Consider the following 23,651-nt stretch of genomic DNA (forward strand, 5'->3'; position numbering starts at 1 on the left):
CGTGGTCGAAAAGACAGCCTGGCGCAGCCTTTTCTTTCCCCGGCAGCCAAAAGGTTCCATCGCGCCGCAACTCGCTCTATAAGCCGCCTCTCGCCCTCGTGGCGAATCCGAAATTCTTGGCAAGCCAGACACAGGATCGGCCGTTGTTTCGCTTCTTCCGTTCCACGGAAAACCAGCGCCTCATCGCAAGGCTGGTGAGGGAATCCTTCCACGAGCATAAATTCGGCTATGGCGCAGCCATAGTGTCGATGCTGGTGGTGGCCGCCATGACCGGTGCCAGCGCCTGGATCCTGCGCGAGATCACCAACGAATTCGTCGTCTTCAAGAGGCTCGACCGTGTCAACATGATAGCGGCGAGCGTCGCGGGGATCTTCCTGCTCAAGGGCCTCGCAACGTTCGTGCAGGCCTATTGCATGAGCCGTGTCGGCAACGCCATCATCGCCGACCGGCAGCGCAAAATCTACGATCGCATCCTGGCGCAAGGCATCGAATTTTACCATTCGACCTCGTCGTCCGATCTGATCGCCCGCATGACCAACAACGCTCAGGCCGCGCGCGGCGTGCTAGACCTCGTCGTCACCTCCTATGTGCGCGACCTGGTGACCTTGATCGTGCTGGTCGCGGTCATGGTTTGGCAACAGCCGTGGCTGTCGCTGATCTGCTTTGCCGTCGGGCCAGTGGCGATCTATGGCGTCAACCGCATCCTGAAACGCGTGCGCAAGATCGCGTCCATGGAATTCATGTCGCTTGGCCAGATCGTGCATGTGATGCAGGAGACGGCGATCGGCGTGCGCGTCGTCAAATCCTTCAACCTCGAAGGCGCGATGCGCAAACGCATGTACAAGGCCGTCTCCGATGTCGAGAACCGCGCCAACAACATCGCGACGCTGGAGGCCGCCACCAGTCCGGTGATGGAGACGCTTGCCGGCCTGGCGATCGCCGGGGCGGTCTTTGTCAGTGGGTTCCTGGTGCTGCAGGGCGGGCAAATGCCGGGCAACATCATGGCCTTCATCGCATCGCTGCTCTTGGCCTATGAGCCGGCAAAACGCCTGGCCCGCGTTCGCATCTCGCTCGAGACGGGCATCGTCGGCGTGCGCATGATGTTCCAGCTCGCCGACCGGCCGCTGACGCTCGCCGAGAAACCCGGCGCCACGCCGCTGCAACCCGGCCCAGGCGAAATCCGGTTCGACAATGCCAGCTTCGCCTACCCGGAAAGCCCGCCGGTGTTCGAAGGCTTCGACCTGACGCTCGAGGCCGGCAAGATGACGGCGCTGGTCGGGCCGTCCGGCAGCGGCAAGTCGACGATCCTCAACCTGATCATGCGCATGTACGACCCGCAGACCGGCAAGGTGACGTTCGACGGCCAGGACATCTCGTTCGCGACGCTTGATTCGCTAAGGCAGAAGATCGCCTATGTCAGCCAGGACACTTTCCTGTTCGCCGGCACCGTCATGCACAATATCCGCCTCGGCCGCGAGAACGCGACCGACGAAGAGGTGATCGCCGCCGCCAAGGCCGCCAACGCGCATGAGTTCATCAGCGCCATGACCAAGGGCTACGACACGGAGGTCGGCGAGAACGGCTCGCTCTTGTCCGGCGGCCAGCGCCAGCGCATCTCGATCGCGCGTGCCATGCTGCGCAATGCCGAGATCCTGCTGCTCGACGAGGCGACCAGCGCGCTCGACGCCGAGTCGGAAGCGCTGTTCCGCGACGCGCTGCAGCAGCTCACCGTCGGGCGCACGACCATCGTGATCGCGCACCGGCTTTCCACCGTGCACCAGGCCGACACGATCGTGGTGCTGGAGAAGGGCAAGGTGGTGGAAAACGGCCCGCACAAGGCCCTGCTCAAGCAGGGCGGGCTCTACCAGAAGCTTTATGAATATCAGCTGATGCCGTAGCGCGGCGCCTCTCCTTCTCCCCTTGCGGGAGAAGGTGTCGCCGCAGGCGACGGATGAGGGGTGCTCCAGGGAAAGCCGACGTCTCACTCCGCTGGAACACCCCTCATCCGTCTCGGCGCTATCGCGCCGATCCACCTTCTCCCACAGGGGGAGAAGGAGAAGCGTTTCATCACCCCGGCACTTTCCGCACAGCGCCCTTGTCGGCGCTGGTGGCGAAAGCCGCATAGGCGCGCAGCGCGGTCGTCACCTTGCGCTTGCGCTTCTCGGCCGGCTTCCAGGCATCGGCGCCCTTCGCCGCCATCGCCTTGCGGCGAGCATCGAGCTCGGCCTCGCTGACGGCGAGATTGATCTTTCGGTTGGGGATATCGATCTCGATCGTGTCGCCTTCCTGGACCACGCCTATCAGCCCGCCTTCGGCGGCTTCCGGCGAGACATGGCCGATCGACAGGCCGGACGTGCCGCCGGAGAAGCGGCCGTCGGTGATGAGGGCGCAGGCTTTGCCGAGGCCCTTCGACTTCAAATAGCTGGTCGGGTAGAGCATCTCCTGCATGCCGGGGCCGCCGCGCGGTCCCTCATAGCGGATGACGACGATGTCGCCGGCCTTGATCTCGTTGCCGAGGATCGCCTTGACGGAGGCGTCCTGGCTTTCGAAGACGCGGGCCGGGCCGGTGAATTTCAGGATCGATTCGTCGACGCCGGCGGTCTTCACGATGCAGCCGTCGAGCGCCAGGTTGCCCTTCAGCACGGCAAGGCCACCGTCTTTCGAAAACGGCGTCTTGGCCGAGCGGATGACGCCCTTCTCCCGGTCGGTGTCGAGCTCGTCCCAGCGGCGGTCCTGGCTGAAGGCGACCTGGGTCGGCACGCCGCCTGGAGCGGCCAGGAAGAAGTCGCGGACGTTTTCGGCAGAGGTGCGCGAAATATCCCAATGGTCGAGGGCCTCGCCAAGGGTCGCCGTATGCACAGTCGGCAGGTCGCGGTTGATCAGACCGGCCTGGTCGAGCTGACCGAGAATGGCCATGATGCCGCCGGCGCGGTGGACGTCCTCCATGTGGACGTCGGACTTGGCCGGCGCGACCTTGCAAAGCACAGGCACCTTGCGCGACAGCCGATCGATGTCCTCCATGGTGAAATCGACCTCGCCCTCATGAGCGGCGGCGAGGATGTGCAGAACCGTGTTGGTCGAACCGCCCATGGCGATATCGAGCGCCATGGCGTTCTCGAAGGCGCCCTTGGAGGCGATGCTGCGCGGCAGTGCCGTTTCGTCGTCCTGCTCGTAATAGCGCTGGGCGAGATCGACGACGAGATGGCCGGCCTCGACGAACAGGCGCTTGCGGTCGGCATGGGTGGCCAAGGTCGAGCCGTTGCCGGGCAGCGACAGGCCCAGCGCTTCGGTCAGGCAGTTCATCGAATTGGCGGTGAACATGCCCGAGCACGAACCGCAGGTCGGGCAGGCCGAGCGCTCGATGACCTTGACGTCCTCGTCGGAAATCTTGTCGTCGGCAGCCGCGACCATGGCGTCGACGAGGTCGAGCGCCTGCGCCTTGCCGGCCAGCACAACCTTGCCGGCCTCCATCGGTCCGCCCGAGACGAAGACGGTCGGGATGTTGAGGCGCAACGAGGCCATCAGCATGCCGGGGGTGATCTTGTCGCAGTTGGAGATGCAGACCATGGCATCGGCGCAATGGGCGTTGACCATGTATTCGACCGAGTCGGCGATCAGCTCGCGCGACGGCAGCGAATAGAGCATGCCGTCGTGACCCATGGCGATGCCGTCATCGACGGCGATGGTGTTGAATTCCTTGGCGACGCCGCCGGCCTTCTCGATCTCGCGCGCGACCAGCTGGCCGAGGTCCTTCAGATGCACATGGCCCGGCACGAACTGGGTGAAGGAATTGACCACCGCGATGATCGGCTTGCCGAAATCACTGTCCTTCATGCCGGTTGCCCGCCACAGGCCGCGGGCGCCGGCCATGTTGCGGCCATGGGTGGTGGTGCGGGAACGATAGGCAGGCATTGGATTGTCCTTGCTGGCTGGCCGCGCCGATGCGCGGCGGGCGGCGCTCAAATTTTAGTCGGCAGCGGTTATAGCGACCACGGCGCGGCGTGACCACCATTTTGCACTGCGCCAGATTCTTCCGAAAAACCAGCAAGCCAGTGTCGGATCGCGGCCCGCACGGCCGTCCTTTGGCAGACGGCATGGCACCATTCTCGCGGTCAGCCGTTTGACCGTAACCGCAAAAGAAGCATTCGGAGGACAAACACATGCAAAAGATCACCACCTGCCTGTGGTTCGACGGCCAGGCCGAAGAGGCGATGAACCATTACATTTCCATCTTCAAGAACTCGAAGGTGCTGAGCATCATGCGCTGGCCCAAGGGCCATCGTGATGAGGGCAAGGTTCTGGTGACCACGTTCGAGCTCGACGGGGTGTCGTTCCAGGCGCTCAATGGTGGACCGGAATTCAATTTCACCGAAGCCATGTCGCAATCGATCGACTGCAAGACGCAGCAAGAGGTCGACCATTTCTGGACCAGGCTCAGCGAAGGTGGCGAGCCCGGACCTTGTGGCTGGCTGAAGGACAAGTTCGGCGTTTCCTGGCAGGTCGTGCCGGAGCAGTTGCCGCGCCTGCTTATGGACCCCGACAAGGCCAAGGCCGGCCGGGTCATGTCGGCGATGATGCAGATGGGCAAGATAGACATCGCCAAGATCGAGGAAGCGGCTAAGGGGTGAAGCCGGTTTTTCCTTCTCCCCTTGTGGGGTGAGAAGCGGTCCGCGTTAGCGGACGAAAAGCCAATTGCTTGGCTTTTCGAGCTTCGAACGCCCTGAGCCTGCGAAGGGCCGGGGGTGGATCGGCGCGCAGCGCCGAGACGGATGAGGGGTGTTCCAGCGGAGTGAGACGCTGGCTTTCCCTGGAACACCCCTCATCCGACCTCGCTTCGCGAGGCCACCTTCCCCCACAAGGGGGGAAGGGAAAAAACAGGTCACGCCGCCTTGTCGCGGACCTGGTAGTCCTTGACGGTGGCGAAGCGGATCGCCTTCCAGCGCTCGGCCTCGTAATTCAGCGAGAAGGCGTGCTGGGCCAGAAACACCGGATCGTTGTCGAGATCGCGGGCGATGTCGCCGCGATGCGCCTCGATAAAACGCTGCACTTCCGCCTTGTCGTCGGCCGAAATCCAGCGGCAGACGGAAAAGCGCGACATCTCGAAATCCACGGGAAGCGTGTATTCGAAATTCAGCCGCTCCTTCAGAACGTCGAGCTGCAGCGCGCCGACGACGCCGACGATGGCCGGCGAGCCGTCCTCGGGCGAGAACAGCTGGACGACGCCTTCCTCGGCCATCTGGTGCAGCGCTTCCTTCAGCTTCTTGGCCTTCATGGCGTCGCCGAGGCGCACGCGGCGCAGGATTTCGGGCGCGAAGTTCGGCACGCCGCGGAACAGGATCTCCTCGCCTTCGGTCAGCGTGTCGCCGATGCGCAGCGTGCCGTGGTTGGGGATGCCGACGACGTCGCCGGCGAAGGCCTCGTCGGCGGTGACGCGGGTGCGAGCGAAGAAGAACTGCGGCGCCGAGAGCGACATCGGCTTGCCAGTGCGGACGAGCTTGGCCTTCATGCCGCGCTCCAGCGTGCCCGAGCAGACGCGCACGAAGGCGATGCGGTCGCGGTGGTTGGGATCCATGTTGGCCTGGATCTTGAAGACGAAGGAGGTCATCTTCTCCTCCGTCGCCTCGACCGTGCGGGTATCGGCCTCCTGCGCGCGGGGCGGCGGGCCGTAGGCGCCCAGCGCCTCGATCAGATCGCGGACGCCGTAATTGCGCAGCGCCGAGCCGAAATAGACCGGCGTCAGATGACCTTCGCGGAAGGCGTCGATATCGAGAGGCCGGCAGGCGCCGCGCGCCAGCTCCAGCTCCTCGATGAAGGCTTCGCGTTCATTGTCCGGCAGCAGCCCGGCGACGCGGTTGGAATCCGGGCCGTTGACGGGCGTGCGCTCCTTTTCCTCATCACCCCTGCGCACGGCATTGAGCGCCAGGTGATAGGTGCCGGAAAACGTCCTGCCGCGCCCGATCGGCCAGGTGACGGGCGCCGTGTCGAGCGCCAGCTTCTGCTCGATCTCGTCGAGTATCTCGAACGGATCGCGGCTTTCGCGGTCCATCTTGTTGACGAAGGTGATGATCGGGATGTCACGCAGCCGGCAGACCTCGAACAGCTTCAGCGTGCGCGGCTCGATGCCCTTGGCGGCGTCGATGACCATGATCGCGGAATCCACCGCCGAAAGCGTGCGGTAGGTGTCGTCGGCAAAATCCTCGTGGCCGGGCGTGTCGAGCAGGTTGAAGACATTGCCTTCGTATTCGAAGGTCATCACCGAGGTGACGACGGAGATGCCGCGCTCGCGCTCGATCTTCATCCAGTCGGACCGCGTCTGGATGCGGTCCTTCTTGGCCTTGACCTCGCCGGCAAGCTGGATGGCGCCGCCGAACAGCAGCAGCTTTTCGGTGAGCGTTGTCTTGCCGGCGTCAGGGTGGGCGATGATCGCGAAGGTGCGGCGGCGCGCAACCTCATCGGGTATTGTTTCGGGCATTTCTTTTAAGGCGTTCCGTGTGACAGGCGGCGCTTCTACCAGCGCGGCGCCGGCCTGTCGACATGCGGCGGGCAGCGCATCATGCCCGCCGCTCCGCTTCAGGCCAGTTCGGCCGCGCTTTCGGCCGGGACGATCTCCGGCAGCCAGCCGGCAATGGCCTTGCCGATCGTGTCGGGATGGTCTTCCTGCAGATAATGGGCGCCCGGCCCCAGATCGATGAAGCGGCAGTTCTTCAGCCCCGCAGCGAATCCCTTTGCCGCCTGCGGTGAAATCAGAGCGCCTGGATCGCCGGCGAACAGCAGTTTCGGATAGGTCGAGAGCCGCAGCGCCCGGTGGTCATGCGCGCTGATCGTGGCGACATCGGCCGGCAGGCCTTCGATCGGCAGCTCCCTCGGCAGGCGCAGCGCCGGCTTGCGCGACTGCGGCGTCGGGAACGGCGCCCGGTAGGCGGCCATTTCCTCCTCGCTCATCGGCCGCAAGACCGAGGCAGGCAGAATTTTTTCGACGAAGATATTGTCCTCCAGCACCAGCTTCTCGCCGGCGCCCGGCGTGCGCAACGCCTTGAAAAGCTCGCGCGCCTGCGGGCGCTGGTGGAAGTCCTCCCAGCGCTCGAAGGGCTGGATGAATTCCATGAAAGCAAGGCCCAGAACGCGCCGCGGCCGTCGCGCCGCGAAATGGAACGCGAGCGCGGTGCCCCAGTCCTGAGCGACGATCACCAAGTCCTGGAGGTCGAGCGCGTCGATGAAGGCGTCGAGATAACGGACCTGATCGAAGAAGCGATAATCGATATCCGGCTTGCCCGATTGGCCATAGCCGATCAGATCGGGCGCAATGCAACGACCGAACGGCGCGACATGCGGGATGATGTTGCGCCATATGTAAGAGGAGGTCGGGTTGCCGTGCAGGAACAGCACGGTCGGGCCGGCCGATCCGGCCTCCAGATAGGACATGCTGGAGTCCAGCACATCCACTTGCAAACGCCGCAAGGTGGCCTGTCGTCCGTCGGTCGTCGTATTCATCACGCTGTCTCCTTCCCAAATACCGTGCTGAAGATGATTTTCTTGAACCGCTCGAGCGGTTCCGGGCTGCGCTCTACCTTCATGCGCAGCATGGCGCCCTGCCAGGACGACAGCAGGAAATCGGCAAGGTCGTCGGCATCGAAGGTTTTTGTGATCTCGCCCGTCGCCTGGCCCTCGGCGATGCAGGCCGCGAAGGGCCGGCGCCAGCGCTCGAAAATGTCGACCAGCCTCAGCCGCAGCGGCTCGCTGTGGACAGCCGTTTCCAGGCTGAGATTGCCGATCATGCAGCCGCGCGCCCAGTCATGCGCCTCGAGCTTCGAGGTGATGACATCGAGATAGCGGCGCAGCCTGCCGATAGGCGGCGTGCCGTCCTGCGCCAGCGCATCTTCCACCAAGCCGCCGACATAAGCGAAGTAGCGTTCCAGCACTTCGCCGGCGAAGTCTTCCTTCGAGGCGAAATGGTTGGTGAAGGAACCCGGCCTGGCGCCGGCCGCCGCGACGATGTCGCGCACGCCGGCTGCGGTGTAGCCCGCATTCCAGATGGTCCGGAAGCCGGCCTCGATAAGGTTTTCGCGAAGTGATTGTCTAGCCATGGCTACACAATACGTACGTACGTATTAATGTCAAGTGTACAAGTTTGCGTTGGCAAGTGCGCGCGCAAATGGCAGGTGAAGGACATCATCGGGAACAGCGATGGAGAGCAGCGTGGCGAAAGAAATCATCGTCATCGGCGCAGGCATCATCGGCGCTTCGGTCGCCTGGCATCTGACGAAAGCCGGCGCGCGGGTGACGGTGGTTTCGGAAAGCGGCGCCGGCGGTGTCGCCACACCCAATTCCTTCGCCTGGATCAATGCCAGTTGGGGTAACCCGGAAACCTATTTCCGGTTGCGTGTCCGCGCCATGGCCGAATGGAAAAGGTTGGCGAAGGACGTGCCCGGCCTGCCGCTCGCCTGGTGCGGCGGCTTGTGCTTCGACCTGCCGCCGGACAGGCTCGAGGCCTATGCGGCCGAACATTCGTCATGGGGCTATGGCATCGAACGCGTCGACGCCAAGCGGGCGGGAGAGATCGAGCCCAACCTCATCGAGCCGCCTGCCTTCGCCGTCTATGTCGCGGAGGAAGGCGTGGCCGAACCGGTGGCAACCGCCAAGGCGCTGCTTGCGGATGCCGAACGGCTTGGCGCACGGGTGATGGTCGGCGCGGTGGACAGACTGACCCTATCGGGCAGCAAAGTTACCGGCGTGGTCGTTTCCGGCGAAACCATCGGCGCCGACGAAGTGGTCGTTGCCGCGGGCACCGGCGCGCCAGCCATAGCCGCGACCACGGGCATCAAGCTGCCGCTAGACATGCCGCCGGGCCTCATCGTTCACTCCCGCCCCTACAGGAAATTGCTCAACGGGCTGGTGCATGCCGAGAGGTTGCATATGCGGCAGACGGCGGAGGGCCGCATCATCGCCGGCTCGGATTTCGCCGGCGGCGATCCGGGCGAAAACCCTGCCGCCGCGGCGCACGAGCTTTTTGCGGCCGCAAAGGCAGCGTTGCGCGACACCGATGGGCTGGAGTTCGATTTCCATACGGTCGGCTACCGGCCCAACCCGGTCGACGGTTTCCCGATCATCGGCCGCGCCGACGGTGTCGCCGGCCTTTATATCGCGGTCATGCATTCCGGCATCACGCTGGCACCAGCCGTTGGCTTGTTTGCCACGCGCGAAATTCTGGATGCCGAACGTGATACGTTGCTCTCGCCTTACGGGATGGAACGCTTCGCGCCGTAAGCAGGTAGCCGGCCGCCGAACCTCAGCCGACCAGGGCCAGTTGCGCGACAGCCGGCGCAAACGGGCGGATGCTCGTACCATCCCTCGTCATGGTGACGAAGCTCGCCGGAGGTATCGCCTGCCACTCGCCACCGTCGCGGTCGAAGGGCTCCGAGACGATGCAATGGCCGTCGCGCTTGGCGAAGGCGCCGGTATAGAGCGTCGGCGCATGGTCGTCGGTGGCGTAGCGCACGGCGTATAGCGCCTCGCCATCCGAGAAAGCGGCGGTGAGTTTCAAAGAGGGCTCGATGCCGGCCCGGCGCGACGTCTCGAGCACGCGGCTGGTCGCCCGCGAGACCGCGCCTTGCGGATCGCCGGACAATCCCTCGTCGATCATCAGCAGGAAAAAGAGCTCGGAATCGGTAGTGCCCTCGCGCTGGTCGAAGACCACGTCGGAAAGCGAATTTTCCAGCGCGCGGCGGATCTTTTCGAAGCCGCCGATCTGGCCGTTATGCATGAACGACCAGCGGTCGGAGATGAAGGGGTGGCAGTTCATGCGGCTGGTGGCGCCGCCGGTCGAGGCGCGGACATGGGCCAGAAACAGGCCGGATTTTATCTGCCGGCACAGGCTCTTCAGATTGGGGTCGGACCAGGCCGGCAGGATGTCGCGATAAAGGCCGGGCTCGGGCCGGTCGCCATACCAGGCGAGTCCGAAGCCGTCGCCATTGGTCGGCGACTTGGCTTCCTGGGCGCAGTGGCTTTGGGCGATCAGCGAGTGGCAGGGCGCGGTGATGATGTCTTCGAGGAAGACCGCTTCACCAAGATAGGCCGCCCACCGGCACATCGCTTTCCACCATCTATCAGGCGCGGTCCAAGAGAGCCTTCGGCTCCTTCACCGCGTGCGAGCCTCTGTTGTGCGTGCGCTCATAGAGCTCGCGAACGATTCGGCTCGCCGTCGTTTCGAACAGAAATGGCAAGAAAGCGTGAATGAGCGCAGCACAAGCTGCTATCGACAGGCGCGAACAGAACCAGGCGGCGAAGGCCATGTGGCCGAAATAGGTCTCGCCGACCTTCTCCGGGTGAGAGGTGAAGAGCGCCGTAAGCCTGGTCGTCATGGTGATCCCTCCTGCGGGATGAGCCCCGATGGTGAGTATCGTGCCACATGGGTCTGGTTCATCGGTCCCAAATTGTCCTTGCTTTTGCTAGTTTCATGGGACATTCATCCCAACATGTCGGTAGAAATTGATGAGATCGATCGAAGATTGCTGGCCGAGCTGCAACGCGACGGCACGCTGTCGGTCGACCAACTGTCGGAGCGGGTGGCGCTGTCGCGCAATGCCTGCTGGCGGCGCGTCAAGCGCCTGGAAGAGGATGGCGTCATCACCGGCCGCGTCGCGCTGGTCGACGCCGACAAGCTTGGGCTCGGCCTCTCCGTCTTCATCCTGATCCGCACCTCCAACCATGACCCGGACTGGCTGCAGAAATTCCGCGCGGCGGTGACGGGTTTTCCGGAGATCACCGGCGTCTACCGCATGTCGGGCGATCTCGACTATGTGGTGCGCGCCCGTGTCGCCGACGTGAAAGCCTATGACCGTCTCTACCAGCGGCTGATCGCCAAGGTGGCGCTGTCGGACGTCTCGGCCTCCTTCGTCATGGAGGAGATCAAGGAGACGACCGTGGTGCCGGTGGAACTGCGGTAGGTAGCCAAGGCCTCCGCGACTTCGTCATCCACGGGCGGAGCGGGAGCGAAGCGGACGCGGAGACCCGAGGATCCATTCCGTTACCTCGATCGTAGAGTGCGGCGGAGCAGAATTCTGCACCGTTGCGACGCTTTGAGGTCACGGAATGGATCCTCGGGTCTGCGCCGCGTCGCTTCGCTCCTTGCTTCGCCCGTGGATGACGAAGTGACGAATGTTTTCGCTAATCGCCAAAGTAGACCGCGAGGCCATAGTCACGCCAGAAAGAAAGCCGTTAATACCCTCGTCTGCGGGTTGACCGAATCGGCACTCGCGCCGATAGGAATGGGCTCATGCGCACCGCTATCTATCCTACCTCCGTCATCGGCCCCACCGTCGGTTTCGTCAGGCTTCCGCATGGCGAAGGCTTGCCTTTGCCGGCCTATGAGAGCGCGGGCGCCGCCGGCATGGATTTGCGCGCGGCGGTGCCGGAAGACCGGCCGCTGCTCATCCTGCCCGGAAAGCGAGCCCTGGTGCCGACCGGACTTGTCCTGGAAATCCCCGAAGGCATGGAAGGTCAGGTGCGGCCACGCTCCGGCCTAGCCTTCAAGCATGGGCTCACCGTCCTCAATTCGCCCGGCACCGTCGACAGCGACTATCGCGGCGAGGTGAAGGTGCTGCTGGTCAATCTCGGCGACGAGGATTTTTCAGTGACGCGCGGCCTGCGCATCGCCCAGATCGTCTTCGCCGCCGTGACCCAGGTTGCGGTCGAGGAAAGAGCGCTGGCCGGCGGCACGACGCGGGGCGCCGGTGGTTTCGGGTCGACCGGCACCGCTTGAATGGCAGTCCCTAAACTCGTTATTTTCGACTGCGACGGGGTCTTGGTCGACACCGAGAACCTTGCCAACAGGCGCCTTGCCGAATGGCTGACCGCCGCCGGTTTTACGACGACATTCGAATATTGCCGCAAGAACTTCTCCGGCCGCAGCATGGCCTCGGTGCAGAAGGAGCTCGAAGAGACGACCGAGGTCAGGCTCGGCGCCGACTTCGTCGAGCGCTGGAATGCCGGCCTGCCGGACCTTTTCTCGCATGGCGTCGAGGCGATCCCCTATGTGCGCGACTTCATCGAGACGGTGCGCAAAGCCGGCATCGCCTATTGCGTCGCCACGTCGGCGCGGGTTTCGAAGATGCACATCACGCTTGGGCAGACCGGGCTTTTGCCGCTGTTCGAGCACGCCATGTTCTCGTCCACCATGGTCAGCCGAGGCAAGCCGTTCCCGGATCTCTTTCTCCATGCGGCAAAGACGATGGGCGTCGCGCCGGCCGACTGCATCGTCATCGAGGACAGCGTCGCCGGTACCCAAGCCGGCATCGCCGCCGGCATGCGGGTGTTCTCCTATTACGCCGATCCGTTCTCCGACCGCGACGGGCTGGCGGCGGCCGGCGGCATATTGTTCGACGACATGCGCGAACTCGCCGGTCTAGTGCCTATCCGCTGATCGCAGCCGGCTGCGCACCGCAAAACGCCATGCTAGCGTGAGCGCATCGAGGGGCGCGATCCCATGATTTCCACTCTATGCCGCTTCATGTTTGCATGCCTGCTGCTGCCATGCCTGTGGACGGTCGCGCTGGCCCAGGCCGTCAGCTTTCCGGAGCTGAACAGCGCCGTTCCTGGCCATCAGGACGTCACCTATTTCGACCTCGCCAAAATGATCGTGCCCGATCTCAAGGCCGGCGATGACGGTTTCTACACAGGCAGCGCGCCGATCGAGATGCGCGACATCCTCGGCGGCAACGACGGCGGATCGCCGCCCGAGACCGTCAACCTGCCGAATGCGGCGGTGCTGGCCATCAAGGCCGGCGGCAAGGACCGGCTAGCGATGCTTCTCGACCTCGGCCAGGCGCAGGACAGCGCCGAAGGGTTCGCCGTGCTGGCGCTCTATGACCTCACCGGCAAGCCAAAGCTGCTCGACGCCGTCAATGTCGGAACCGACCAGAGCACCTATTTTCGCGATCCGGCCAAGCTCGCGATCAGCCCGGATGAGGAGGCACTCATCACCATGAGCACGCATTTCAATTCGAACCAGGGCTATGTCGGCACGATCCTGATCCTGGTCCGCGACGACCGCTTCGAGCCTATCGACCAGATCAATACGTTCGACGAAAATGTCTGCGCCTATAAGCGCACGCAGGATCTGTCCTTCCAGACGCATGCTGGCGACAAACCCTATGCGGCGATCGAGGTGACGGTGACCGATGCCACCAAGCCGAGCGGCGAAAGCTGCGAGGAGCCCGCGCCTGCAGCCGCTTCGCATGACATTTCGGTCATCTATCATTGGGACAAGGCCAAGTCGCGCTATCTGCGGGATTCCGACGCGTTCGAGAAATTGTCAGCAGAAAACGCCGAACGCTTCTGAGCCCTACGCATTCGTTTGCCCGGCTCGACCGGCCGCGATAGATTCCCCGCACGACCCCCACTCATGATCGAGGACCCGCCATGGACAAGGGCAAGATTTTTCGCGACCTGCATGCCTCCACCTTCGTCATGCCCAATCCCTGGGATGTCGGCACGACCAAGCTTCTCGCTTCGTTCGGTTTCAAGGCGCTGGCGACGACCAGCGCCGGCTTTGCCTTCTCGCGCGGCCTGCCGGACGGCGCCGTGACGTTCGACGCCATGATCCACCATTGCCGCGAGATGACTGCGGCGACAGACCTGCCGGTTTCGGCCGATCTGGAGCGCGGCAAGGGCGACAACCCCGAGCAGGCGGCCGAAACCATCTTCGCGGCCGAAGCCGCGGGCCTCGCCGGCTGCTCGATCGAGGACCACACCGGCGACGCCGCCAATCCGATCTACGATTTCGCGCTGGCGACCGAACGCGTCGCGGCGGCCGTCGAGGCTGCTCGCGCGCTCAAGCACGATTTCGTCTTCACCGCGCGGGCCGAGAATTTCCTGTGGGGCAAGAGCGATCTCGACGATACCATCAAGCGGCTGCAGGCTTTCGAGAAAGCCGGCGCCGACGTGCTCTACGCGCCGGGCATTAGCGACGTCGGGATGGTGCGCACGATCTGCTCGTCGGTGAGCCGGCCGGTCAATGTGATGGCCCGGCCAGGCTTCACCATCGCCGACCTTGCCATGGCCGGCGTCAAGCGCATCTCGCTCGGACCATGGCTGACCAATTTCGCTTATGGCATGCTGGAGACGGCGGCGCGCGAGATCCAGCAGGACGGCACCTTCGGCTTCACCCGGGCGGCGATGCCGTTCGGCAAGCTGCAGGCGCTGTTCCGGGAGGGCAAGGAGCAGGGCTAGACCGGCTCCCGCGCCGAAACCGCCTTGTGCAGATGCACCATCATGGCGGCCGCGAAAAGCGGCGTCAGAAGGTTGAGCAGCGGCACCGCCAGGAACAGGGCGATGACCAGTCCGGCGAGGAACACAGTGCCGGCATATTTGCGGCGCAGCGCCTTGGCCTCGGGTTCGGGACGAAAACGCATCGCGGCGAACTCGAAGAATTCGCGGCCGAGCAGATAGCCGTTGACGATGAAGAAGGCGGCAATGTTGATGCCCGGCACCAGAAGCAAGAGCAGCGCGACGATGTTGCCGAGGACCACCACGCCGAAGAATTTGATCGCCAGCACGAGCGAATGCAGCGCAGGCACGGGCCTGCCGGGCGGATCGTTGCGATAGTCGGTATGCTCGACCACTTCGGCGACATCGTCGAGGAAGAGGCCTGCGACGATCGCGGTGACCGGCGCGATGAGCAAGGCCAAGCCCACGGCCAGAACGATGCCGGCGATGATGCCGCCCAGCCATCCGGCCCAGGACGGCATGCCCGGGAGCAGCGCTTGCAGCCAGGGCCAGGCCAGCCATTCGAGCAGGCTCTCGAGGCCGAGCCAGAGCGCCACCAAAGCGAGCAGCGTCAGCCCCAGCGTCTTCAGGAAGACGGAGCGGAATTCAGGCGAGAACAACCGGCTGGCGGCGGCGCGGGCGGCGTCGAGGATCACGGCGTCTTCAACCCCTCATCGAGAAAGACGCTTCGCAGATAGGCCGGCTCGATCCCTGGCGCAACCAAAGCGTCGCGTCGACGCGCTTTGCGTTTTGTCTCGAAGCATGTCGCTTGGCCCAAAACCGCTTCACACTTCTGGGCGACATGCATTTTCTGGCGCATGTCGTTTACCCAAAACCGCTTCACACTTTTGGGCGACATGCATTATCGCGCGAGCCTGGCCTGCCTGGCCGGAATCGTCATTGCCGCGACGCCGGCGACGACGAAGGCCATGCCGACCCAGGCCGCCGGCCCGAGGCTTTCGCCGAGGACGACGGCGCCGATGCCGACGCCGATCGGCACGCGCAGATAGGCCTGGGAGGTGGTGCCGACCGAGCCCAGCGTATGGATCAGCCGGAAATAGATGACGAAGGCCAGCGCCGTCGAAAAGACCGACAGTCCAAGCAGGGCCAGGATCGACGCGGCCGACGGCGCGAGCGTCCAGGGCCGGTCGACGATCAGGCTGAGCGGCACGAGCATCACGGCGCCGCAAAGCATCGAACCCGCGGCGGGTATCATCGGATCGAGGCCCTTGAAGCCGCGGCCGAAGATGGCCGCTCCGGCATAGGAGATCGTCGCAATGACGATCGCAAGCTGCGCCCACAGCTCGTGGCCAAGTCCGCCGAGCGCCTCGGTGCCGATGATGAGGCAGATGCCGACGATGCCGGCGCCGACACCGACCAGCTTGCGCGCCGTGACGGGCTCATGGCGCGTGACCAATGCCGTCAGCAGGAAGGTGAAGATCGGCGACGTCGCATTGAGGATGGTGGCAAGGCCGGCATCGACCGAGCGCTCGGCGGCGGCGATCAGCGTGAACGGCACGACGCTGTTGAGGCAGGCCTGGAAGGCGAACCGGCGCCATGTCGGCGCATCGGCGGGCATGGCGAGGCCGCGCCAGCGGATGATGGTGAAGAGAATAGCCCCGGCGATCAGCGTCCGGGCGGCGATGAAGGTCACGGGCGGGATCGTCTCGACGCCGATCTTGATGAAGGTATACGAAGCGCCCCACAGCACCGCCAAGACGCCGAGCAGCGCCAGGTCGGTGGACATTTCGGTCTTCTCGGACATTCGTGGTTCGCGCCCTTCAGCCTGTCGCCGGAACGATCACTTCTAGCCCGCGACGCCGCGGAATGTTTAGATCGCGGTGAAACCATAGCTGTCAGGGTCGTGGCTGTTGTGGGCCAGTTCGATACGAACGCTGCCGCAGCCGGCGGACAATCGGCGTGGACGTCGGCGTCACGGAAGACAAAGGCGATTTTCGGGGTAGGCAAAGCGGTGCCAACTCGCTAGACCCGCGCCCGGCCGGCATGCCAGATAGCCGGGCAGTCCTTGGCGGAGATTTTGATGCCGGAATATGACGTGCTTTGCATCGGCAATGCCATTGTCGACATCATCGCGCAATGCGACGAGGCTTTTCTCGAGACCAACGGCATCATCAAGGGGGCGATGAACCTCATCGATGCCAGGCGCGCCGAATTGCTTTACAGCCGCATGGGACCGGCGATCGAGGCTTCCGGCGGCAGTGCCGGCAACACGGCGGCCGGCGTCGCCAGCCTCGGCGGACGGGCAGCCTTCTTCGGCAAGGTGTCGAACGACGCGCTGGGCGATATCTACACCCACGACATCCACGCCCAGGGCGTGGCCTTCGATACCGGGCCGCTCAAGGGCGAACCGCCGACGGCACGCTCGATGATCTTCGTCACGCCCGACGGCGAGCGGTCGATGAACACCTATCTCGGCGCCTGCGTCGAGCTTGGTCCCGAGGATGTCGAGGCCGACAAAGCCTCCAACTCCAAGGTGACCTATTTCGAAGGCTATCTGTGGGATCCGCCGCGCGCCAAGGAGGCTATCCGCCAGACGGCGAAGCTGGCGCATGCGGCGGGCCGCGAAGTATCGATGACACTGTCGGATTCCTTCTGCGTCGACCGCTACCGTGACGAATTCCTCGAGCTGATGCGTTCGGGCACCGTCGACATCGTCTTTGCCAACAGCCACGAGATCAAGTCGCTCTACCAGACCGCCTCCTTCGAGGAGGCGCTCGCCGCCATCCGCAACGATTGCAAGATCGCCGCCGTCACCCGTTCCGAGAAAGGCTCGGTCGTCGTGCGCGGCGACGAGACCGTCATCATCCAGGCGACTAAGATCAAGGAACTGGTCGACACGACCGGCGCCGGCGATCTCTACGCCGCCGGCTTCCTCTACGGCTACACGACCGGCCGCAGCCTCAAGGATTGTGGCGACCTCGGCTCGTTGGCCGCCGGACTGGTTATCCAGCAGATCGGCCCGCGGCCCAGGCAGAACCTTCGCCGCGAGGCCGAGCAGGTCGGGCTTCTCTAGGGCGACTACAGGAAAACCGGCCTACGGACGGGCTTGGTGCGTTCGCTGTAGCCTTCCGTCGAAAATCGTCCCGAAACAATGAGATAGAGCGGATCATCGCTCCCGCGAGACGATGATCCGCTCGTGAACACCGTGACAAAACAGTGACGGCTTTCGGCCCCGCAATTGCGCGCGAAGAGGTGCCGTTGCGTCATCGCCGGCAGCCTCCAAACAGGACCGGCTGTCGCGGACCTGTCACGTTGGACTTCTAAGATGCAAGATGAGGCGTTCCGCGACTGACATTTCGGCACGCCAAACCAGGGGTGTGAAGATGCAAACCAGCAAGCTGCCGGGCCGCCGTCGCATATTTTATTTTCCGCAATAGAATTTCAGCAACCGCCGGCGCCTGGGGAGGAGCGCGGGCCGCAAGACAGATTCATGACCAGATTCCAGAACCCGTCCGGCGGGATTTCACAAGAGGCGTTGGCAGGCCTTATGGCCGAAGCCGTGCAACAGGCGCTGATGCAGCATGGCGTCATGCTGGACGCCGATGCGCTGGCTTCGGCAAGCAAGGTCGCCGGCCATCTGGCCGCCGCCCTGCCCTTCCTGCCGCCGGCACAGCGCCTTGCCATCGGCTCCTTCAAGGGCGAGTGGACCGACCTCGCGTCCGACTTTTTTCGTGCGATGACGAACAAGGTCGCGAGCGACGGCGCGGCCATATCGGACCGCGCCTTCGAGCGCTCGGCGCCGAAGTCGGAGACAGGGAGGCCCACGGCCCAGCCGGTCGCCGAGCGAGCCGCGGGCCTGCAATCGATGCTGATCGAGGATTGGGCCGGCGAGGTCGCCGGCTCGACCTATCTGGAAGAGAAGCTCCGCATCCCGCGCTCCACGCTGCATCGCTGGCAAAGACGCGGTGAGGTCGTTGCCTTGCGCAAGGGCGGCCGCAAGCATGTCTTCCCCTTGGCCCAGTTCATCGACGGCAGGCCGGTCCCGGGGATCAGCGACGTGCTTTCAGCGATCGCCAATCCGAGGCTTGCCTGGTTCTGGCTGAGCCGGCCGTCGCCGGAGTTGGATGGCCGCATTCCCATCGAGATGCTGCGGGATGACATGGTCGAGGACGTGGTCCGCGCCGCCCGAGCCCTGTCCTGACTCCGGTCACCAGGAGTCGATTTTTCCACGTTCATCAGCACTTTTAGAAATTTATTCGGCAAATCATCTGTCATAAAACTGTAATAATTGGCACATTTGGCACATCGAACAGCTTATCTGGCGTTTCGATTCTACTTATTGTTCAGAACGTCCCATTTTTGCATTTATGTGACGTGATATTTGGGCAACAAGACTTCCATAAGCGTCAGAAAAGCCGCCATTCCGACACAATCACTGTTGTGTGAGGCCAACGATTAGGCCATGTCCAAGGCGAAGAAGCGGCGCCGGTGCGCGTGCTTTTTCAACGATGGGGACGGGGGTGGCAAAGCCGAACGGCACGTCAGGCCTGTCTTGAACCTTTGACTGGAGATTCAAGAAAATGAACATCAAGAGCCTTCTACTCGGCTCCGCTGCGGCGCTGATCGCAGTTTCGGGCGCCCGCGCCGCCGACGCGGTCACCGTCGCCGAGCCGGAACCGGCCGAATATGTCAAGATCTGCGACGTCTATGGCGCCGGCTACTTCTACATCCCCGGCACCGAGACCTGCCTGCGCGTCGGCGGCTATATCCGTTATGACGCCGGCTTCGGCGATCCCGGCACCCTCGACGGCCGCAGAGCCAGAGATACAATGGATCCTGGCCCGGACGCAGATCCGAATTTCAACAATAGCTGGAATAAGAACGCCCGCTTCGCGTTCAGGACCTGGACCGGCCAGGAGACCGAGCTCGGCACGTTGAAGACCTATACCGAGGCCCGCTTCAACTTCAAGAACGGCGATTCGGCGGTGAACCTGGAATTCGGCTGGGTCCAGCTCGGCGGCCTGCGCGTCGGCGTCGATGAGACGCCTTACGACCAGTTCATCGGCTATGCCGGCAGCGTGGTGCAGGACACCATCATCCCGTACGGCATCAAGGTCACCAACGTCGTCAGCTACTATTTCGACGCCGGCAGCGGCTTCTCGGGCGTGGTCTCGCTCGAAGAGGGTGCGGACACTGGCGCCATCCACGGCTTGATCGACAGCTATGTCCCGCATGTCGTCGGCGGCCTGAAGTACAAGGGCGACTGGGGCGCGATCACCGGCGTCGTGGCCTATGACAGCAACTACGAGGAAGTGGCCGGCAAGGTTCGCCTCGACGTCAACGTCACCAAGGAACTGTCGCTGTTCGTCATGGGCGGCTACGGCACCGACGACAACTTCGTCGACCACGCCAAGGGTCGCGGCTTCTACAAGCCCTGGGGCGGCAACTGGGCCGTCTGGGGCGGCGGCACCTACAAGTTCAACCCGAAGACCGCCTTCAACCTCCAGGTCTCGGCCGACGACGCCAAGAACTTCGCCGTCGCGGCAAACGTGGCCTACACGATCGTTTCGGGCTTCACGGTCACGACCGAACTTGACTACTACCATGATGGCAAGTTCGGTCAGGCCGATGACTACAACTTCACCAAGGCCTTCAAGAAGAACAACTGGGGCGGCATCGTTCGCTTCCAGCGCAATTTCTGATCGAGCGCAAAGTTCACAAAGGAAAGGCCCGCGGCATCGCCGCGGGCCTTTTGCTTTGGCTCAAGCAAACGAAACGATCGAACTGCTGCCGCGTCAATTCCCCGCCGTGTAGGCCGCGATCGCCGCCATGTTCACGATGTCGGAGTCCTTGGCGTTCAACGACACGATCTGGACCGGCTTGTTCAAGCCGACCAGCAGCGGGCCGATGACGGTCGAGCCGCCGAGCTCCTGCAGCATCTTGGTCGAGATCGAGGCCGAGTGGAAGGCCGGCATCACCAGCACGTTGGCTGGGCCGGTCAGCCGGATGAAAGGATATTGCGCCATGGCGCGCGGGTTCAGCGCCACGTCGGCGGCCATCTCGCCGTCATATTCGAAATCGACGCGGCGCTTATCGAGGATGCGCACCGCTTCCTGGACGCGTTCGGAACGTTCGCCCTGCGGATGGCCGAAGGTGGAGTAGGCGAGCATGGCGAGCCGCGGCTCGTAGCCCATGCGGCGGGCGAAACCGGCCGCTTCCTCGGCGATGTCGGCGATCTGCTCGGCGTTCGGCATGTCGTGCACGGCGGTGTCGGCGACCAGCACCGTCCTGCCTCGCGCGAGCACGATCGACACGCCGATGACGCGGTGGCCGGGCTTGGCGTCGATGATGCGGCGTACGTCGTCGAGCGCCGTCGAATAGTTGCGGGTGACGCCGGTGACGATGCCGTCGGCATCGCCGAGCGCCACCATGCAGGCGGCGAAGTGGTTGCGGTCGTTGTTGATCAGGCGCTGGCAGTCGCGGAACAGAAAACCCTTCCGCTGCATGCGCTCGTAGAGATAGTCGGTGTAGATGCCGTTGCGGCGCGACAGCCTGGCATTGATGATCTCCAGGCCCTGCTTGTTCAGGTCGATGCCGGCATTGCGGGCATTGTCCTTGATGACGTCGTCGCGGCCGAGCAGGATCGCCGTGCCGAGCTTCTGGTTCACATAGGAGACGGCGGCGCGCATCACCTGCTCCTCCTCGCCCTCGGCGAAGACGATGCGCTTGGGCTGGCGGCGCACGCGGTCGTAGATGCGCTGCAAGGTGGAGGCGATCGGGTCGCGGCGGGCAGACAGTTCCTGCGCGTAGCGGTCGAGATCGAGGATCGGCTTGCGGGCGACGCCGGATTCCATCGCCGCCTTCGCCACCGCCAGCGGGATCGCCGAGATCAGGCGCGGATCGAACGGCACCGGGATGATGTAGTTGGCACCGAATTTCGGCCGGTTGCCCTGATAGGCTGCGGCGACATCGTCCGGCACGTCCTGGCGAGCCAGCTCGGCAAGCGCCCTGGCGGCGGCGATCTTCATCTCGTCATTGATGGTGGTGGCGCGCACATCGAGCGCTCCCCGGAAGATATAGGGGAAGCCCAGAACGTTGTTGACCTGGTTTGGGTAGTCCGAGCGGCCGGTGGCCATGATGGCGTCGGTGCGGATCTCGGCCACTTCCTCCGGCGTGATCTCCGGGTCGGGATTGGCCATGGCGAAGATGATCGGGTTCTTGGCCATCGACTGCACCATGGCGGTGGTGAGTGCCCCCTTGGCTGACAGGCCGAGGAAGACGTCGGCGCCGTCCAGGGCCTCAGCCAGGCTGCGCGCCTCGGTCTTGACCGCATGCGCCGACTTCCACTGGTTCATGCCTTCGGTGCGGCCCTGGAAGACCACGCCCTTGGTGTCGCACAGGATGATGTTTTCCGGTGAAAAACCCATCGCCTTCATCAATTCGATGCAGGCGATGCCGGCGGCGCCCGCGCCGTTGCAGACCATCTTCGTGGTCTTCATGTCGCGGCCGGTGACCTCCAGCGCGTTGATCAGCCCGGCGGCTGAGATGATTGCCGTGCCATGCTGATCGTCATGGAAGACTGGGATGTCCATCAGCTCGCGCAGCCGCTGCTCGATGATGAAGCACTCGGGCGCCTTGATGTCCTCGAGATTGATGCCGCCGAAGGAAGGTCCGAGGAAGCGCACGCAGTTGATGAACTCGTCGGCATCCTCGGTCGCCACTTCAAGGTCGATGGAATCGACATCGGCGAAACGCTTGAACAGCACCGCCTTGCCTTCCATGACCGGCTTAGAGGCCAGCGCGCCGAGATTGCCCAGGCCGAGGATGGCGGTGCCGTTCGAGATGACGGCGACCATATTGCCGCGCGTCGTATAATCGAAGGCACGGCTCGGATCCTCGGCGATGGCGCGCACGGGGACGGCGACGCCAGGCGAATAGGCGAGGCTCAGATCGCGTTGCGTCGCCATCGGCTTGGTGGCGACGATCTCCAGCTTGCCGGGCCGTCCCATGGCGTGGAACTCCAACGCCTCCTCTGGACTGACGGAGGGGCCGCTGCTTTCGGTTTTCCTGGCCATGATGCGCTTCATTTCCTCGCCTTCGCGCACCCTTGAGGCAGGTGCGTGTTTATGTGTCTTCGGATTAAGGCTACACGGCAGCGCTGTAAACGGCCAAGCGATCAGGCGCGGTCCGGTTCGCCGACGAGCGCGGCAATTTCCCGCACGGTGGCCCAGCGCATCAAGCCTTCGGTGCCTGAGAACGGCCACGTCTCCAGCGGGGGAGCGCTGCTGCCCTTGCGCCGCAGAAGCGCCGACAGGAACGCGGTGAGTTCCTGCCGCTGGGCGCGAACCTTTTCCAGCGTCCTGCCGCGGATTTCCTCGCGCGGAATGGCGCGATCCCGAAGCCGCTCAACAGCGCGGCGAATGGCCGTCGGCTCCGGCTCGACGATCAGGCAATAGTCCGGATCGAAATAGACGTCGCGCCCGCCGAGGCTCGGCGTGCTGACGATAGGCAAACCGGTCATCAGATATTCCATGCTGGAATACATTGCCCCTTCGACGGCGGACAGGCACAGCCCGACGGCGGCCTGATTGTAGACCCGGTTGACCTCTGCGGAGGTCAGCCGGCCGGGCAGGCCGTCCACGATCGGATTGGCGATGCGATGGCGCGGCGATTGCGCCTGGAGGCGGCGAATGAAGGCGCGGGCGGCGGGCGGCGTCAATTCGCCGATCGAATAGGTGACGTGGACCAGCCGGTCGATCTCGAAGGCAAGATAGTGGCGTTTCATCGGCGAGATGCGGCCATTGTAGACGGCATCGAACTCGACCGGCACATCCGGCAGCGGCCGGAAAACATCTTCCGATATCATCAGATTGTGATTGGAGAACATGGCTTTGCCGCCGACCGCGGCGATGAGACGGCGCTCTTCCTCGTTGTTGCAGAGGAAAATCACCTCATGACGAGGAAAACGCGCCGCATACCAGGCAATATCGCGGCCCATCTGGGCGACGACGGCAGGCCTCTCCATCGTCCACATCGGCATCAGCAGAAAGGTGGCGCGCCGCTCGGCAAGGCGCCGGCCGATGGCCGCCAACGGATGCAGGGGACGGGGTCCGCCGACCGGAATATAGAGCACCAGCGGGTCGCGGCTGAATATGTGAGCCGACATCTGGATGCCGCCGTCGAGGTCGGACAAGGGACCGCGCGCCGGCAGGATATAGGGAAAGCGCTTGCGCGCCGAAACCCTGAGCTTGTTCGCGGTTCGATGGGCGCGCCGCGTCGCCAGCAGCCAGAGGCGCTCGGCGGCCGAGCCGACCGGGCCGACCATCTCGTCGAAAGTCTCTTGCTTGTCCTGATCCACCAAAGTCCCCCGCCGCCCTTTCCCCACGGGAACCATAGAGTGCCAGGCCGGGCCGGCGCAACCAGGCCCG

At 63.9% G+C, this 23,651-nt stretch carries 21 protein-coding genes; 11 read left to right on the top strand and 10 right to left on the bottom strand.

What is annotated here, in order from left to right:
- The first annotated feature begins 143 nt into the window (after positions 1–143).
- Entirely contained in the window at positions 144–1,898 is a 1,755-nt protein-coding gene (locus tag FJ956_RS09530) for an ABC transporter ATP-binding protein (RefSeq protein WP_140684281.1), read from the top strand.
- Positions 1,899–2,067: 169 nt separating this feature from the next.
- Here FJ956_RS09530 and ilvD read toward each other — a convergent pair whose 3' ends face one another.
- Positions 2,068–3,912 (bottom strand): dihydroxy-acid dehydratase, encoded by a 1,845-nt coding sequence (gene ilvD, locus FJ956_RS09535; RefSeq protein WP_140684283.1) that lies wholly within the window; start codon positions 3,910–3,912, stop codon positions 2,068–2,070.
- 248 nt (positions 3,913–4,160) lie between these two features.
- On the opposite strand from ilvD, the gene FJ956_RS09540 reads away from it, so the two are divergent.
- Entirely contained in the window at positions 4,161–4,628 is a 468-nt protein-coding gene (locus FJ956_RS09540; RefSeq protein WP_140684285.1) for a VOC family protein, read from the top strand.
- Positions 4,629–4,879: 251 nt separating this feature from the next.
- Here FJ956_RS09540 and FJ956_RS09545 read toward each other — a convergent pair whose 3' ends face one another.
- The 3 genes from FJ956_RS09545 to FJ956_RS09555 all read right to left on the bottom strand — a co-directional run bounded on the left by FJ956_RS09545 (position 4,880) and on the right by FJ956_RS09555 (position 8,084).
- Entirely contained in the window at positions 4,880–6,472 is a 1,593-nt protein-coding gene (locus FJ956_RS09545; protein WP_140684287.1) for a peptide chain release factor 3, read from the bottom strand.
- A 98-nt stretch (positions 6,473–6,570) separates the two neighbouring features.
- A complete protein-coding gene (locus FJ956_RS09550; protein WP_140684289.1) occupies positions 6,571–7,491 on the bottom strand; it encodes a haloalkane dehalogenase in 921 nt (306 codons plus the stop codon).
- Entirely contained in the window at positions 7,491–8,084 is a 594-nt protein-coding gene (locus FJ956_RS09555) for a TetR/AcrR family transcriptional regulator (protein WP_140684291.1), read from the bottom strand. Before FJ956_RS09555 ends, FJ956_RS09550 begins: the two co-directional genes overlap by 1 nt.
- 112 nt (positions 8,085–8,196) lie before the next feature.
- On the opposite strand from FJ956_RS09555, the gene FJ956_RS09560 reads away from it, so the two are divergent.
- Positions 8,197–9,264: an FAD-binding oxidoreductase gene (locus FJ956_RS09560; protein ID WP_246672230.1), complete on the top strand. Its 1,068-nt coding sequence runs from the start codon at positions 8,197–8,199 to the stop codon at positions 9,262–9,264.
- A 22-nt stretch (positions 9,265–9,286) separates the two neighbouring features.
- On the opposite strand, the gene FJ956_RS09565 is transcribed toward FJ956_RS09560, so the two are convergent.
- Positions 9,287–10,087: a class II glutamine amidotransferase gene (locus FJ956_RS09565; RefSeq protein WP_140684295.1), complete on the bottom strand. Its 801-nt coding sequence runs from the start codon at positions 10,085–10,087 to the stop codon at positions 9,287–9,289.
- 16 nt (positions 10,088–10,103) lie between these two features.
- A complete protein-coding gene (locus FJ956_RS09570) occupies positions 10,104–10,358 on the bottom strand; it encodes a DUF6356 family protein (RefSeq protein ID WP_140684297.1) in 255 nt (84 codons plus the stop codon).
- 114 nt (positions 10,359–10,472) lie between these two features.
- Between FJ956_RS09570 and FJ956_RS09575 the strand changes: the two genes are divergently transcribed.
- The 5 genes from FJ956_RS09575 to FJ956_RS09595 all read left to right on the top strand — a co-directional run bounded on the left by FJ956_RS09575 (position 10,473) and on the right by FJ956_RS09595 (position 14,226).
- Positions 10,473–10,943, top strand: a complete 471-nt coding sequence (locus tag FJ956_RS09575) for an Lrp/AsnC family transcriptional regulator (RefSeq protein ID WP_140647325.1) — start codon at positions 10,473–10,475, stop codon at positions 10,941–10,943.
- Between the two features lie 329 nt (positions 10,944–11,272).
- Positions 11,273–11,758 carry a dUTP diphosphatase gene (dut, locus tag FJ956_RS09580; protein WP_140682849.1) on the top strand — a complete coding sequence of 162 codons (486 nt, stop codon included), beginning with the start codon at positions 11,273–11,275 and terminating at the stop codon, positions 11,756–11,758.
- Positions 11,759–12,418, top strand: a complete 660-nt coding sequence (locus FJ956_RS09585; RefSeq protein ID WP_140682852.1) for an HAD family phosphatase — start codon at positions 11,759–11,761, stop codon at positions 12,416–12,418.
- A 63-nt stretch (positions 12,419–12,481) separates the two neighbouring features.
- Entirely contained in the window at positions 12,482–13,336 is an 855-nt protein-coding gene (locus FJ956_RS09590; protein ID WP_140682855.1) for a hypothetical protein, read from the top strand.
- 80 nt (positions 13,337–13,416) lie between these two features.
- The gene (locus FJ956_RS09595; protein ID WP_140682858.1) at positions 13,417–14,226 is read left to right on the top strand and encodes an oxaloacetate decarboxylase; all 810 of its coding nucleotides are present in this window, start codon (positions 13,417–13,419) and stop codon (positions 14,224–14,226) included.
- On the opposite strand, the gene FJ956_RS09600 is transcribed toward FJ956_RS09595, so the two are convergent.
- Positions 14,223–14,918 (bottom strand): sulfate transporter family protein, encoded by a 696-nt coding sequence (locus FJ956_RS09600; protein ID WP_140682862.1) that lies wholly within the window; start codon positions 14,916–14,918, stop codon positions 14,223–14,225. The two genes, FJ956_RS09595 and FJ956_RS09600, sit on opposite strands and share 4 nt — an antisense overlap.
- 206 nt (positions 14,919–15,124) lie before the next feature.
- On the bottom strand, positions 15,125–16,009 hold the full coding sequence (locus FJ956_RS09605) for an EamA family transporter (protein WP_246672200.1): 885 nt from the start codon (positions 16,007–16,009) through the stop codon (positions 15,125–15,127).
- Between the two features lie 294 nt (positions 16,010–16,303).
- Between FJ956_RS09605 and FJ956_RS09610 the strand changes: the two genes are divergently transcribed.
- From FJ956_RS09610 to FJ956_RS09620, 3 genes are all read left to right on the top strand, one after another.
- Positions 16,304–17,296 carry an adenosine kinase gene (locus tag FJ956_RS09610; protein ID WP_140682869.1) on the top strand — a complete coding sequence of 331 codons (993 nt, stop codon included), beginning with the start codon at positions 16,304–16,306 and terminating at the stop codon, positions 17,294–17,296.
- A gap of 417 nt (positions 17,297–17,713) precedes the next feature.
- On the top strand, positions 17,714–18,424 hold the full coding sequence (locus FJ956_RS09615; protein WP_140682872.1) for an antitoxin Xre/MbcA/ParS toxin-binding domain-containing protein: 711 nt from the start codon (positions 17,714–17,716) through the stop codon (positions 18,422–18,424).
- Between the two features lie 379 nt (positions 18,425–18,803).
- On the top strand, positions 18,804–19,925 hold the full coding sequence (locus FJ956_RS09620) for a porin (protein WP_140682875.1): 1,122 nt from the start codon (positions 18,804–18,806) through the stop codon (positions 19,923–19,925).
- Positions 19,926–20,018: 93 nt separating this feature from the next.
- Here the strand turns inward: FJ956_RS09620 and FJ956_RS09625 are convergent, their stop codons facing one another.
- Both FJ956_RS09625 and FJ956_RS09630 read right to left on the bottom strand, forming a co-directional pair.
- Positions 20,019–22,298, bottom strand: a complete 2,280-nt coding sequence (locus FJ956_RS09625) for an NADP-dependent malic enzyme (protein WP_140682878.1) — start codon at positions 22,296–22,298, stop codon at positions 20,019–20,021.
- 101 nt (positions 22,299–22,399) lie between these two features.
- Positions 22,400–23,581, bottom strand: coding sequence for a glycosyltransferase (locus tag FJ956_RS09630; RefSeq protein WP_140682881.1), 1,182 nt, complete (start codon positions 23,579–23,581; stop codon positions 22,400–22,402).
- Positions 23,582–23,651: the final 70 nt, after the last annotated feature.

This window comes from Mesorhizobium sp. B2-4-3, from assembly GCF_006442815.1.
In the GTDB taxonomy this organism is placed as follows: Bacteria; Pseudomonadota; Alphaproteobacteria; order Rhizobiales; family Rhizobiaceae; genus Mesorhizobium.